The organism is Bradyrhizobium sacchari (assembly GCF_002068095.1).
Classification (GTDB): domain Bacteria; phylum Pseudomonadota; class Alphaproteobacteria; order Rhizobiales; family Xanthobacteraceae; genus Bradyrhizobium; species Bradyrhizobium sacchari.
Genome location: NZ_LWIG01000001.1, coordinates 838,469 through 852,132 on the forward strand (window position 1 = coordinate 838,469; position 13,664 = coordinate 852,132).

At 65.0% G+C, this 13,664-nt stretch carries 10 protein-coding genes; 6 read left to right on the plus strand and 4 right to left on the minus strand.

What is annotated here, in order from left to right:
- Positions 1–458: 458 nt before the first annotated feature.
- The 4 genes from mnmG to A5906_RS03900 all read left to right on the plus strand — a co-directional run bounded on the left by mnmG (position 459) and on the right by A5906_RS03900 (position 5,054).
- Entirely contained in the window at positions 459–2,339 is a 1,881-nt protein-coding gene (mnmG, locus tag A5906_RS03885; protein WP_080133882.1) for a tRNA uridine-5-carboxymethylaminomethyl(34) synthesis enzyme MnmG, read from the plus strand.
- Between the two features lie 108 nt (positions 2,340–2,447).
- Positions 2,448–3,119, plus strand: a complete 672-nt coding sequence (rsmG, locus tag A5906_RS03890) for a 16S rRNA (guanine(527)-N(7))-methyltransferase RsmG (protein ID WP_245326587.1) — start codon at positions 2,448–2,450, stop codon at positions 3,117–3,119.
- Positions 3,120–3,148: 29 nt separating this feature from the next.
- Positions 3,149–4,003, plus strand: coding sequence for a ParA family protein (locus A5906_RS03895; protein ID WP_080133884.1), 855 nt, complete (start codon positions 3,149–3,151; stop codon positions 4,001–4,003).
- A 163-nt stretch (positions 4,004–4,166) separates the two neighbouring features.
- Entirely contained in the window at positions 4,167–5,054 is an 888-nt protein-coding gene (locus tag A5906_RS03900; protein WP_080133885.1) for a ParB/RepB/Spo0J family partition protein, read from the plus strand.
- Between the two features lie 288 nt (positions 5,055–5,342).
- Here A5906_RS03900 and holA read toward each other — a convergent pair whose 3' ends face one another.
- From holA to leuS, 3 genes are all read right to left on the minus strand, one after another.
- Positions 5,343–6,371, minus strand: coding sequence for a DNA polymerase III subunit delta (gene holA / locus A5906_RS03905; protein WP_080133886.1), 1,029 nt, complete (start codon positions 6,369–6,371; stop codon positions 5,343–5,345).
- Between the two features lie 131 nt (positions 6,372–6,502).
- Positions 6,503–7,054 carry an LPS assembly lipoprotein LptE gene (gene lptE, locus A5906_RS03910; protein WP_080133887.1) on the minus strand — a complete coding sequence of 184 codons (552 nt, stop codon included), beginning with the start codon at positions 7,052–7,054 and terminating at the stop codon, positions 6,503–6,505.
- The gene (gene leuS / locus A5906_RS03915; protein ID WP_080133888.1) at positions 7,041–9,677 is read right to left on the minus strand and encodes a leucine--tRNA ligase; all 2,637 of its coding nucleotides are present in this window, start codon (positions 9,675–9,677) and stop codon (positions 7,041–7,043) included. Before leuS ends, lptE begins: the two co-directional genes overlap by 14 nt.
- 197 nt (positions 9,678–9,874) lie before the next feature.
- Between leuS and A5906_RS03920 the strand changes: the two genes are divergently transcribed.
- Positions 9,875–10,921, plus strand: coding sequence for a GGDEF domain-containing protein (locus A5906_RS03920; protein WP_186465146.1), 1,047 nt, complete (start codon positions 9,875–9,877; stop codon positions 10,919–10,921).
- A 77-nt stretch (positions 10,922–10,998) separates the two neighbouring features.
- Here the strand turns inward: A5906_RS03920 and A5906_RS03925 are convergent, their stop codons facing one another.
- Positions 10,999–12,702 (minus strand): diguanylate cyclase domain-containing protein, encoded by a 1,704-nt coding sequence (locus A5906_RS03925; RefSeq protein WP_080133889.1) that lies wholly within the window; start codon positions 12,700–12,702, stop codon positions 10,999–11,001.
- A 108-nt stretch (positions 12,703–12,810) separates the two neighbouring features.
- On the opposite strand from A5906_RS03925, the gene A5906_RS03930 reads away from it, so the two are divergent.
- A complete protein-coding gene (locus A5906_RS03930) occupies positions 12,811–13,500 on the plus strand; it encodes a YggS family pyridoxal phosphate-dependent enzyme (RefSeq protein WP_080133890.1) in 690 nt (229 codons plus the stop codon).
- The last annotated feature ends 164 nt before the right edge of the window (positions 13,501–13,664 follow it).

Sequence of the window (13,664 nt, forward strand, 5' to 3'; positions counted from 1 at the left end):
GTCCCGCTATGAGCTCTCGTTGTTTCACGTGAAACTCCCACGGCGCCTGCCAACCTGTCTCGGCCGCCCGCTGGGTATCCAGCATCGCTTCACAGGAGTAAGGATTGAGGCCGGCGGCCGCGCCTCGTCATTGCGAGGAGCCCTTGCGACGAAGCAATCCAGGCTGCCTCTGCGAGGGATTCTGGATTGCTTCGCTTCGCTCGCAATGACGGAGGAGGGGCCGTTGCTATTGGCCCCGCTCTACCGCGTTGAAAGCAGCGTCGAGTTCGGCAGGTATCCCTTCCTGTTCCCTCCCATTTCGTTTCACGTGAAACACCTGCGTCTTCAACGCCGGTTCTACTGTGCATGGGGTTGTTTTCGCGAAATGCATCGCGCTCTCGGCCGCCTGTTTCACGTGAAACGCCGCCTAACCCAGTTTCTACTTCCGGCTTTTTCCGCTCTGGGATAGAAGTCGGCTCATGCGAACAGAGCGAGAGAGTTTCGACGTCATCGTGATTGGCGGCGGCCACGCCGGCTGTGAAGCCGCGGCCGCCGCTGCCCGGATGGGTGCTGTGACCGCTCTGGTGACGCACCGTTTCTCGACGGTCGGCGCGATGTCCTGCAATCCCGCCATCGGTGGCCTCGGCAAGGGTCATCTGGTCCGCGAAGTCGACGCGCTCGACGGTCTGATGGGACGTGTGGGCGATGCCGGCGGCATCCAGTTTCGCGTTCTCAACCGCCGCAAGGGTCCCGCTGTGCGCGGTCCCCGAGCCCAGGCGGACCGAAAACTCTATGCGGCGGCGATGCAGGCGGCGATCCGCCAGACCGACGGTCTCTCCGTGATCGAAGGCGAGGCCGATGAGCTGATCGTCGTCGATGGCAGGGTCACCGGACTGCGTCTGGCCGACGGCCGGGAGCTACGGGCAGGGGCCGTTGTCGTCACCACCGGCACCTTCCTACGCGGTCTGATCCATCTCGGTGAGCAGAACTGGCCCGCGGGACGGGTTGGAGAGGCGCCCGCAATGGGCCTTTCCAGCGCCTTCGAGCGGGCCGGCTTCACCCTCGGACGGCTCAAGACCGGCACGCCGCCGCGTCTGGACGGCACCACGATCGACTGGTCCGCGGTCGAGATGCAGCCTGGAGACGAGCCGCCGGAGCCGTTTTCGGTCATGACCGAGCGCATCACGACCCCACAGATTCAGTGCGGCATCACCCGGACCACGTCCGCGACCCATGAGGTGATCCGGGCCAATGTCCATCGCTCCCCGATGTACTCTGGCCAGATCAAGAGCTCCGGTCCCCGCTATTGCCCGTCGATCGAGGACAAGATCGTCCGCTTCGGCGACCGCGACGGCCACCAGATCTTCCTGGAGCCGGAGGGGCTCGACGACAGCACCGTCTATCCCAATGGCATCTCCACCTCGCTGCCGGAGGAGGTCCAGCTCGCGATCCTCGCCAGCATTCCCGGGCTGGAGCGGGTGAAGATGGTACGGCCGGGCTACGCCATCGAATACGACCACATCGATCCCCGCGAGCTCGATCCGACCCTGCAGACCAAGCGCCTTCGTGGTCTCTTCCTCGCCGGACAGATCAATGGCACCACTGGATATGAAGAAGCCGCCGGGCAGGGTATCGTGGCGGGCCTGAACGCTGCACTCTCCGCCAGTGGAGCCGCTCTGACGGTGTTTGATCGTGCCGATGGCTATCTCGGCGTGATGATCGACGACCTCGTCACCCGCGGCATCAGTGAGCCCTATCGGATGTTCACCTCCAGGGCCGAGTACCGGCTGACGCTGCGGGCGGACAATGCCGACCAGCGCCTGAGCGAGAAGGGCATTGCGCTCGGATGCGTCGGCAGCGCCCGCGCCCGGCATCACCGCGCCAAGATGGACGCCCTGAACGCCGCCCGGACGCTGTCGAAGTCGCTGACCATCACTCCGAATGAAGCGATCAAGCGCGGGCTGTCCCTGAACCGGGACGGCCAGCGCCGCTCGGCCTTCGAGCTGATGGCCTATCCGGAGATCGGCTGGAGCCAGGTCCGCGCGATCTGGCCGGAGCTGTCCAGCATCGATCCGGTCATCGCCACCCATCTCGAGATCGACGCCAAATACGACGTCTACCTGGAGCGCCAGAGCGCCGACGTCGAAGCCTTCCGGCGCGATGAGGGGATGGTGCTGTCGGATGTGGACTATAGCCTCGTCCCAGGTCTCTCCAACGAAGTTCGTGCCAAGCTGGAGAAGGCACGGCCGTTCACCGTCGGCCAGGCCGGCCGCATCGACGGCATGACGCCCGCGGCGCTCGGCATCCTCGCGGCCTATCTGCGCCGAGAGGCTCGAAAGACTTCCAAGGCAATCGCATAGGCGTTTCACGTGAAACAGCGCGGACCGGGCGGGGACAGGCCGCTATCGCGACGACCCGGAGCGGGGGGCGCGGGTCGTCGATCCGAACCGGCGCCGGCCCGACGGAAGATCGACAAGGCCAGTGCCAACGATCAGGCACTCGACTCCATCATCGCCGCCGACAAACGCGAGGCGCTGAAGCTCGCGCCCGTTTCACGTGAAACCGAGGACCGGCTCGATCGCTACATCGCGCTGCTGCGGGAGTGGCAGGCCAAGACCAATCTGGTCGCGCCCTCGACCCTGCCAAACCTCTGGACCCGGCACATCGCCGATTCGCTCCAGCTCGTCGATCTCGCGTCGACCGCACGGCGCTGGGCCGACCTCGGCAGCGGCGGCGGCTTTCCTGGCGTCGTGCTCGCCTGCGCCATGGCTGGGAGGCCGGGCGCCAGCGTCCATCTCGTCGAGCGAATCGCCAAGAAGGCGGCCTTCCTGCGTGAAGCGATTCGCGTCACCACATCTCCGGGAGTCGTACATCTCGCTGAGATCGGGGATAATGTGGATAGAATCACCGGCCCCGTCGATTGCGTCACCGCGCGTGCGCTGGCTCCGCTACATCAACTTATCGGCTTTGCGGAGCCGCTGATGCGCCAAGGTGCAAAAGCGTTGTTTCTCAAGGGTCAAGATGTAGAGGCTGAATTGACCGAAGCCGCTAAATATTGGAATATTCGGCCGCAGCTCCATCAAAGCCGCACCGGCGACGGTTGGGTCGTCGAGCTGACATCAGTTGAACGGCGCGGGTGAGGCGTTCAGGGGTTGATTGGGGAATTTCGATGACCGTGATTGACGAGCCGCAGCAAGAACAGACTGCTGAAGTCCCGCCGGGCCATCCGCGCATCCTGGCGCTGGCGAATCAGAAGGGCGGCGTGGGAAAAACAACCACAGCGATCAACCTCGGCACGGCGCTCGCCGCGATTGGCGAGCGCGTCCTCATCGTCGATCTCGATCCGCAGGGCAACGCCTCGACCGGCCTCGGCATCGATCGCCGCAATCGCTCCTGCTCGACTTATGACGTGCTGATCGGTGAAGCGCCTCTGCGCGAAGCGGTCGTCTCGACCGCGGTGCCGCGGCTGCACATCGCACCCTCGACCATGGATCTCTCCGGCCTCGAGCTCGAACTCGGCACCACCCCCGGCCGCGCCTTCAAGCTGCGCGACGCGATCGGCGCGCTCAACAACAACGTCTCGCCGGATGCCGACTACACCTATGTGCTGATCGACTGCCCGCCGTCGCTCAACCTGCTCACGGTCAACGCGATGGCGGCGTCGGACGCGATCCTGGTGCCGCTGCAATGCGAGTTCTTCGCGCTCGAAGGTCTGTCGCAATTGCTGCAGACGGTGGAGCAGGTGCGCTCGACGCTGAACCCGAATTTGTCGATCCACGGCATCGTGCTGACCATGTTCGATTCGCGCAACAACCTCTCGAACCAGGTCGTCGCCGACGTCCGCCAGTTCATGGGCGAGAAGGTCTACAAGACCATGATCCCGCGCAACGTGCGCATCTCGGAGGCGCCGTCCTACGGCAAGCCGGTGCTGGTCTACGATCTCAAATGCGTCGGCAGCGAAGCTTACTTGCGCCTCGCCACCGAAGTGATCCAGCGCGAGCGCGAGCTGCGTACGACGCATTGAATCCTGATGATGTCATTCCGGGCAATTCGCGGCACGCGGATTGATCCGGAATCCCGAGATTTGAAATTGAACTACGTCGAGATTCCGGGTTCGCGTGCGCGCGCCCCGGAATGACGGGAACAGAGTAGCAGGAGCGTTCGAGTTGAATCCAAGGGAGTTGGCAATGGCCGACGAAGCGCGTTCGCGACTGGGCCGGGGTCTTGCAAGTCTGATCGGCGACGTCGGCGGCGAGGCCCAGCATGTCGATCGTCCACGCGCGCAGCGCAAGGTGCCGATCGAGTTCATCAAGGCCAATCCGCGCAATCCGCGCCGCACGTTTTCGGACACCGAGCTCAAGGAGCTCTCCGACTCCATCAAGCAGCACGGCGTGATCCAGCCGATCGTGGTGCGCCCCATGAAGGGCGCGCAGGACCGCTATGAGATCATCGCCGGCGAACGGCGCTGGCGCGCCTCGCAGATGGCCGGTCTGCACGAGGTGCCGATCGTCCCGGTCGACATCAGCGACAGCGACGCGCTGGAATTCGCGATCGTCGAGAACGTGCAGCGCGAGGACCTCAACCCGATGGAAGAGGCGCAGGGCTATCACGCGCTCGCCAACGAGTTCAAACGCAGCCAGGACGACATCGCAAAAGTCGTCGGCAAGAGCCGCAGCCATGTCGCCAACATGATGCGGCTGACCAAGCTGCCGGCCGAGGTGCAGGCCTTAATCGCCAGCGGGGAATTGACGGCGGGTCACGCCCGCGCGCTGATCGGCGTGCCCGATCCGCTCGCCGCCGCCAAGCGCATCGTCGAGGAAGGCCTCAACGTCCGCCAGGCCGAAGCACTCGCACATGAAGAGGGCGTGCCGGAGCGCAAGCCGCAGAAGGCGCGCGCTACCGGCGGCAAGGAAAAGGACCCTGATACGATCGATCTGGAGAAGCGCGTCAGTGACGCGCTCGGCCTCAAGGTCACGGTCAATCACCGCGACCCCGGCGGCTCCGTCCAGATCAACTACCGCAACCTCGATCAGCTCGACGAGGTCATGAAGCGGCTCGCCAAGGGCGGGCTGTAACTCTCACGGTGTCGTCCTGGCGAAAGCCAGGACCCATACCGCGTGATCTCTCGATCGCGGAAGGTCGCAGTACCGAACCACGAATCTTCGCCAAACTTCTCCCTGTGGTTATGGGTCCCGGCCTTCGCCGGGACGACGGCTGGGGATGTGGCGCGCGTCTGTATCCACATCGTCATTGCGAGCGCAGCGAAGCAATCCAGAAATGCATCTGCGGAAAGACGCTGGATTGCTTCGCTGTGCTCGCAATGACGCGTGGAGAGAGTTTTGCCCGCAATGACGTGGAGCGACTCAGCCCCGCCGCTTCGCATTCGCGGCGATCGCCATCAGCGTGCGCTGGGCGATGGCAGCGGCGAGCGTCGACTGCTTGCGAGTGTCGAGCGCGGCGGTGGCGAGCTGCTCGATGATGGCGGCGAGCCGCGCCACGCTGAAATTGCGCAGCGCGGTTTCGACCATCGGCTTTCGTGAAAAATGCAGGCGCGGATAGCCGCCGTCCAGCACGGCGGAGGCAGGCTGGCCGTCCGCGATCGCGAGTGCGGATTTGTGCAGCCACGCGGCCTGGCGCTGTGCAGCCGAGATGATCACGCCGGGATAGGTGCCGGCGATCATGGCTTTTGCAAATTCGGTCTCGACGATGTCGGGCCGGCCGGCGAAGGCGCCGTCGACGATCGGATCGAGCTTCAGTTCCGAGGCGTCGGCGACCACGGACATCACGTCCTCCAGCGTGATCTCGCCTTTGCCATGCGCATAGAGCGTCAGCTTGCGCAGCTCGTTGCGCGAGGCCTGGCGGTCGCCGCCGAGAAACGACATCAGCGCCGCGCGGGCATCCTGCGCGATGCGCAAGTTTGCGACGCGGAGTTCGTCCTCCATCAGCTTGGCGAGGTCGCGCTCGGTGTCGGGATAGCAGGCGATTGCGACCGCCGTCTTGGCCTTCTCGCAGGCCTTGCGCAGCGGCGATTCCGGGCGCAGCTCGCCGGCTTCGATCACGATGCGGCAATCCTTCACGCTCATCTCGGCCAGCGTGTCGATGCCGCCGGCGAAGCTGCGCGAGCCGGCGCGAACGCGGATGGCGCGGCGGCCGCCGAACAGCGGCACCGTCATGGCTTCGTCGACGAGCCGCGACGGCTCGGCGGCGAGCTCGTCGCCGTCGAGCTTCACCAGAGAGAACGGATCGTTGGGATCATCGACCGCCGAGGCGATCAGCGCGTCGGCGCGTTCACGCACGAGGCCGGCATCGGGACCGTAGAGCAGGATGATCGGCCGGCCCGCATCGGGGCGGGCGAGGAAGGCGTCGATCTCTTTTCCGCGCAGCGCGACCATTGAGCTAGATCGTCATTCCGGGGGCCTCGTCAGAGGCGAACTACGGTGCGCAATTGCGCACCTGGGAGTCCAGAGGTTGGGGATCGAGATTCCGGGTTCACGCTCCGCGTGCCCGGAATGACGGGAATGAACTACGTGCCCGCAGTGAAGAACGCGGCGAGCCGGGTATTGATGTTGTCGGCGATCTCGTTGGCGGCACGATCCTCGGCATCGCGAACGGCGCGGTTGCGCGAGAAGCGCTGGTATGAGCCGGGCATGTCGTAGGACACGCGCGAGAAGGTGGTGCCGGTCATGACCGACTTGCCGCTGACGATCTCGATCAGATTGTACTGGCAGTCGATACCGTAATTCTCGCTGCTCGGCAGACCCGTGTTGGGATCGACGATCAGGGACGAGCGGCTGGAGTTGAAGCGGATCACCAGGCGGTGGGTCGGCGGCATGCCGGTGGCCGTGCCGTACAGCTTGAAGGCGAGGGCATTGCGGACCTCGACGCCGACGCGGGCCTCGCGCGAGGCGTTCGGCTTGTCGACCGGGGGCAGCTCGACCCCCATCAGCTTCTCGCGCAGGCCTGGGGTGCCGTCGCCGCGGTCGGCATACATCGGCTGGAAGCAGCCGGCCGTCAGCGCCGCCAGTGCGGCGACTGCCAGCAGGCGGGCTGCGATGCGGATCCTAGCCGACAACATTCACGATCCTCTTGGGGACGATGATCACCTTGCGGACGGGCTTGCCGTCCAGGGCCAGCTTTACCGCATCGAGGGCCAAAACGGCAGCCTCGATTTCCGGATTCTGGGCCGCTGTTGCAACTGTGACCTCACCCCGCTTCTTGCCGTTGACCTGGACCACCAGGGTCACGCTGTCTTCAGCCAGCAAATCGCGTTCGATTTGGGGCCAATCGGCCTCCGAAACCAGCCCGGTCTGGCCCAGGACCTGCCAGCACTCCTCAGCGAGGTGCGGCATCATCGGAGAGAACAGCTGGACCAGGATCTGGCCGGCCTCGCGGATCGCCCAAGCCAAATCTGGAGCGAGGTCGGGGGTCGGCTGGCCGGAGCGCTGGAGCACTTCCGAGAAGGCGTTGGCGAATTCGCGGATATGGGCGAGGCAGACGTTGAAGTGCAGCCGCTCGATCCCGGTGGTGACCTTGTCCAGCGCGCCATGGGCGGCCTTGCGCAGGGTGGTCGCATCCGGGCCGAAGCTGGCGGGCCGGGCCGCCGGCGCGGCCTTGCCGAGTTCGACGGAATCGTTCACCAGCCGCCACAGCCGCTGCACGAAGCGCGAGGCGCCCTGGACGCGCTCGTCGCTCCAGATCACGTCGCGGTCGGGCGGGGAGTCCGACAGCATGAACCAGCGGGCGACGTCGGCGCCGTAAGTCTCGATGATGTCGTCGGGGTCGACCGTGTTCTTCTTCGACTTCGACATCTTCTCGATGGGGCCGATCTGGACGTCCTCGCCCGACGACAGCAGCGTCGCGCGGCGGCCGTTGCCGCCAACCTCGATCTTCACCTCGGCCGGCTGCACATAGGTGCCGTCGGCCTTCTGGTAGGTCTCATGCACCACCATGCCTTGCGTGAACATACCGGCGAACGGCTCGTCCAGCGCAACGTGCCCGGTCGCCTTCATGGCCCGGGTGAAGAAGCGGCTGTAGAGCAGATGCAGGATCGCGTGCTCGACGCCGCCGATATACTGGTCGACCGGCAGCATGCGGTTGGCGACGGCAGGCGTCGTCGGCGAATTTTCGTTCCAGGGATCGGTGAAGCGCGCGAAGTACCAGGACGAATCCACGAAGGTGTCCATGGTGTCGGTTTCGCGTTGCGCCTTGCCGCCGCATTGCGGGCAGGTGACGTGCTTCCAGGTCGGGTGATGATCGAGCGCGTTGCCCGGTTTGTCGAAAGTCGCATCATCCGGCAGCTTTACGGGCAGGTCCGCATCCGGCACCGGCACCACGTCGCACTTCGGGCAGTGGATGACGGGAATCGGGCAGCCCCAATAGCGCTGGCGCGAAATCCCCCAGTCGCGCAGGCGGAAATTCACCTGCCGCTCGCCGACCGGCGCGTTGCCGCGCATTTCGCCCTCGAGACGCTTCGCGACCTCTTCCTTGGCCTGATCGATGGTCATGCCGTCGAGGAAGCGCGAATTGATCATGCGGCCGTCACCGTCATAGGCGGTGTCGGTGATGACGAATGTCTTCGGGTCCTGTCCTTCCGGACACACCACGGGCGTGTTGCCGAGATTGTACTTGTTGACGAAGTCGAGGTCGCGCTGGTCGTGTGCGGGGCAGCCGAAGATGGCGCCGGTGCCGTATTCCATCAGCACGAAATTGGCGACATAGACCGGCAGCGTCCAGCTCGGGTCGAACGGATGCAGCGCGCGGATGCCGGTGTCGAAACCCTGCTTCTCCGCGGTGTCGATGATCTCCTGCGCCGTGCCGATCTTCTTGATCTCGGCGATGAACTCCGCAAGCTCAGGGTTCTTGGCGCTCGCTGCCTGCGCCAGCGGATGATCGGCCGAGATCGCCATGAACTTCGCGCCGAACAGCGTGTCCGGACGCGTCGTGAAAATCCTCAGCTCGCTCTCGCCGGCCGGCGTCGTCGCCTGATCCAGCGCGAAGCGGACCAGCAGGCCCTCCGAGCGGCCGATCCAGTTGCGCTGCATCAGCCTGACCTTGTCGGGCCAGCGGTCCAGGCCGTCCAGCGCCGACAGCAGCTCCTGCGAGTACTTCGTGATCTTGAAGACCCACTGGTTCATCTCGCGCTGTTCGACCACAGCGCCCGAACGCCAGCCGCGGCCGTCGATCACCTGCTCGTTGGCGAGCACGGTCATGTCGACGGGGTCCCAGTTCACCTTGCGCTTCTCGCGCTCGGCAAGGCCAGCGCGCAGGAAGTCCAGGAACATCTTCTGTTGGTGCTTGTAGTAGGAGGGATCGCAGGTCGCGATCTCCCGGGACCAGTCCAGCGACAGCCCGATCGAGCGGAGCTGCTTCTTCATCGCGGCAATGTTGTCGTAGGTCCAGGCCTTGGGCGCGACCTTGCGCTCGATGGCGGCATTCTCGGCCGGCAGGCCGAACGCGTCCCAGCCCATCGGATGCAGCACGTTGAACCCCTTGGCGCGCATGAAGCGGGCCAGCACGTCGCCGAGCGTATAGTTGCGGACATGGCCGATATGGATGCGCCCGGACGGGTAGGGGAACATCTCCAGCACATAGTATTTCGGCCGCGGATCGTCGTTCTTGGAGACGAAGATCGCCTGCTGGTCCCAGGCAGCTTGCCAGCGCGGTTCGGAATCGCGGGCGTTGTAGCGTTCGGAGGTCATGGAATCGTTGGTTTTTCTTGGGTTCGGCCGTCTAAAGACGGCGGACTAGGCCATAGAAGTCGTCGGGGGGTCAATGGGTTGCCGCGGGGGGCAGGAACCTGCCGGGCCGCTCCGCATAACTACCTAGGTCGCTGTTGGGGTGTGATTAAGGGGTCGATGCGAGGTTGCGGCTGGCCAGGGACCCAAAAATACTTCCAATGGACGCCAGCTTCGACGATCCCGACTACGATTATGCCGCGTCCATCGCCGGACGGGCGATGCGGAGCATGGCCGAGCAGCAGATCGCGCCGACGCCGATCAATTTTGCCGTCTGGTTCCAGTATTTCGCAGGCAGCCACGATGACTTGCGCAACGCCATCGACCTTCTGATCGACCACAATCGTCCGTTCGATGCCCGGACCAATCAGAACCTGTTCGAGACCTATATCGCGCCCCAGGTGAGTGCCGCTGTCGTCGACACCTCCGAGCGGCTGCACGCCGTGATGGGTGCGGCCAAGGAGTTTCTGGCGACCGCGATCGCCGACAACCATTCGCAGATGCAGGCGATCAGCGAGGTCGCCGACCAGGGCAAATCCGGCCTCGACCCGAAGGCGCTGGTCGCCCAGCTCATGAACGAGCTGGCCCGCGCGGCCACGAGGGCGACGCGGCTGGAAGCGGGATTTGCCGAAAAGGCCCGCGAGCTCGACGTGATCCGGGATTCGCTCTCCAAATCCGAGGAGCGCGCGCGGACCGACACGCTGACGGGCCTCGCCAACCGGCGGGCACTGGACGAATTCCTGCGCAAGGCGCAAGTCACGGCGGATTGGGGCGAGCCGCTCAGCGTGCTGTTGCTCGACATCGACCACTTCAAGACCTTCAACGACAGCTTCGGCCATGGCGTCGGCGACCAGGTGCTGCGGCTGATGGCCAGGGTGTTGCGCGAGAAGGTTCGCGCGCAGGATCTGCCGGCGCGCTATGGCGGCGAGGAGCTGATCGCGGTGCTGCCGGGCGCCGATCTCGCCACCTGTGCCGAGCTTGCCGAGCGCATCAGGCGCGCGATCGCCGAATGCACCATCACCCGCCGCTCGACCGGTGAGACCTTGCCCTCCATCAGCGTCTCGATCGGCGTGGCGCAGTATCGTTCCGGTGAAGCCATCTCCGATCTCATCGAGCGCTGCGACCGCGCGCTCTACCTCGCCAAGGGCGGCGGCCGCAATCGCGTGGTGACCGAGATCGAGCTCGATCGCGCGGGGGCCGCCGGATAGCGAGTGAGGCGACGGTGTGCTCCGTCACCCCGCTTCCGGGGAGAGGTGGAAATAGCGGCGGAGGTTATTCGCGCAGGTTAGGCGCTCGCCGCCATCATGATGTCAGCCGCGCTGGTCTCGATCGCCTGCACGCCGTGCTCGACGACGTTGTTGCGGCCGCGGTGCTTGGCGGCATAGAGCGCAGCGTCTGCAGCTTCGATGAGATCACCGGGACGCAAGGTCTCGTTGGGCTTGGTCGCGGCGACGCCGATCGAGACGGTGACGATCATGTGGGCGGAGGTGATGTGCGGCAGGCACAGCTTCAGCACCGCCGCGCGCGCCTGTTCGCCGATCTCGACGGCGCGGTTCACGTCGGTGTTCGGCAACAGCAGGCAGAATTCCTCGCCGCCATAGCGCGCGGCAAAGCCCATCGTGTCGGCGGCGATGCCGGAGAGCGATTCGCCGAGCCGCGTCAGGCAGGAATCGCCTTCGAGATGGCCGTAGGTGTCGTTGAACAGCTTGAAATGGTCGACGTCGATCATCAGCAGCGCGAGGTCGCTGCCATATTGCTGCGCGCGCATCCATTCGAAATCGAGCCGGCTCTGGAAGCCGCGGCGGTTGGCGAGGCCCGACAGCATGTCGATCGAGGCCATCACGGTCAGGCGGTCGTTGCTCGCGATCAGCTCGCGCTCGCGCTGGCTCAGTTGCGCGGCCATCGCGTTGAAGGCGCGGGCCAGCGGCACGAACTCGGCCGGCAGCCGGTTACGCGCCGCGCGCGCCGAGAGATCACCCTCGCCGAGACGCTTGGCCATGTCGGCGAGCATCTCGATCGGCTTGATCACGAGTTTCTCGGCGGCGATGAGTGCGCCGAGCAGGACGAACACGACGACGAAAGCGAGCTGGAGATAGGCGGTGCGGATGTCGCGGTTCACCGCCGCGGACACCTTGTCCTCGTCGATGCTGGCGATCAGGCGGGCATTGGTGCCGGCGATGCGGATGTAGCTGACCGCGCGGCGGGAGCCGTCGGCGGCGAGGAAGGACAGCGAGCCTTCGTCCTGGTTCGACCGCAGCGCCTTGTCGGCGATCGCGGACATCAGCGGCATGTTGTCGAGCGGATGGCCGACCGCGCTGGACTGGTCGGCAGGAGCCGCCAGCACGGTGCCGGCGCTGTCGACCAGCACCGCGGTGATGCCGGCGCGGCCGCCGAGATTGTTCATGACCTTCGACATCCAGTCGAGGTTGACGGTGGCGAGCACGACGGCATCCGCGACGCCGCTGAATGCCGACACCGGATAGACGGCCATGACGGTCGGGGACGGCACCGGCCGCGACAGGATGAAATCGCTCAGCACGAAACGGCCGGTTTCCTGCGCCTGCTGGAAGTAGGGCCGGTCACTGAGATCGAGGCCGACATACATGTTGTTGGTGGCGCACTGGATGCGTCCGTCCTGGCCGGCGATCAGAAGCGTGCGGATCCAGGGAAGGTTCGAGGGCAGGCTCGCGCGCAGCACGTCGCAGCTCTTGCTGATGCCGCCGGCGGAGGCGCGGATGAAGGCTTCCGATTTCAGGATGGTCTCGACCGACGAGATCACCTCGCGCTGCGCATCGGCGCTGTGCCGCGCCACGGTGGTGAATTCTGCCGCAGCCTGTGCGATCTGCCGCGTGCGCGCATCCTCGAGCGAACGAATGCGCTCGAGCATCAGGGGCGCAACCAGAATGACGGCGAGCAACGCAAGCCGCGCCCGGATTCCGAGAACCCGCTTGAGTTTCGCTCGTTTGCGGTTGAAACTGACGTTTGCCATCTTCGCTGCCCACCCGCGGGCTAAGGTAAAGCGAAGGGTTCAAAAACTCTTTCTTGAACTCGGTAAAATTGGACTTACCTCCGTCACGATCACAGCCGATCCAACGTCATGACAGATAAAAGCGCCGCGCCGGTAACCGGCGATTCACCAAACGCACTCGCCGCGGTCGAAGCCGAAATTGCACGCGCCTGCAGGGATGCGCGGCGTGATCGCAACTCCGTCACGCTGATCGCGGTGTCCAAGACGTTCGACGCCGGCGCAATTACCCCGGTTATCGCCGCCGGACAGCGCGTATTTGGCGAGAATCGGGTGCAGGAGGCCAAAGGCAAGTGGCCGGCGTTAACCTCTGTTTACCCCGACATCGCGCTGCACCTGATCGGGCCGCTGCAGTCCAACAAGGCGAAAGAGGCGGTCGCGCTGTTCGATGCCATCCATTCGGTTGACCGTCCGAGCATTTGCCAGGCGTTAGCCAAGGAAATCGAATCCCAGAAAAAGCGTCCCGAGCTATTCGTCCAGATCAACACCGGCGAGGAGCCGCAGAAGGCCGGCGTGGCGCCCGGCGAGGCCGATGCCTTCCTCGCAAGCTGCCGCGACACCTATGGGCTGACCATCTCCGGGCTGATGTGCATCCCGCCGGTGGACGAGCCGCCGGCCGCGCATTTCGCGCTGACCGCCAAGATCGCGCAGCGCAACGGCCTGAAGAATCTCTCGATGGGCATGAGCGCGGATTTCGCGACCGCGATCATGCTGGGCGCCACCCATGTCCGCGTGGGCAGCGCGATCTTCGGGCATCGGTAATTGCCGTAAGCGGAGAGCGTGCCTGGCCACCGCTCTCGAATTCGTCATTGCGAGCGGAGCGAAGCAATCCAGAATCTTTCCGCGGAAGGACCCTGGATTGCTTCGCTGCGCTCGCAATGACGGGTGGAGAGAGATGGGCTCGCGATGACAGCGGTGTGCGCCGC

Coding starts and splice junctions, on each gene's coding strand:
- A5906_RS03920 (WP_186465146.1), top strand. CDS start 9,875: ATGGACGCCAGCTTCGACGATCCCGACTACGATTATGCCGCGTCCATC.
- A5906_RS03925 (WP_080133889.1), bottom strand. CDS start 12,702: ATGGCAAACGTCAGTTTCAACCGCAAACGAGCGAAACTCAAGCGGGTT.
- mnmG (WP_080133882.1), top strand. CDS start 459: ATGCGAACAGAGCGAGAGAGTTTCGACGTCATCGTGATTGGCGGCGGC.
- A5906_RS03895 (WP_080133884.1), top strand. CDS start 3,149: ATGACCGTGATTGACGAGCCGCAGCAAGAACAGACTGCTGAAGTCCCG.
- A5906_RS03930 (WP_080133890.1), top strand. CDS start 12,811: ATGACAGATAAAAGCGCCGCGCCGGTAACCGGCGATTCACCAAACGCA.
- lptE (WP_080133887.1), bottom strand. CDS start 7,054: ATGTTGTCGGCTAGGATCCGCATCGCAGCCCGCCTGCTGGCAGTCGCC.
- holA (WP_080133886.1), bottom strand. CDS start 6,371: ATGGTCGCGCTGCGCGGAAAAGAGATCGACGCCTTCCTCGCCCGCCCC.
- A5906_RS03900 (WP_080133885.1), top strand. CDS start 4,167: ATGGCCGACGAAGCGCGTTCGCGACTGGGCCGGGGTCTTGCAAGTCTG.
- leuS (WP_080133888.1), bottom strand. CDS start 9,677: ATGACCTCCGAACGCTACAACGCCCGCGATTCCGAACCGCGCTGGCAA.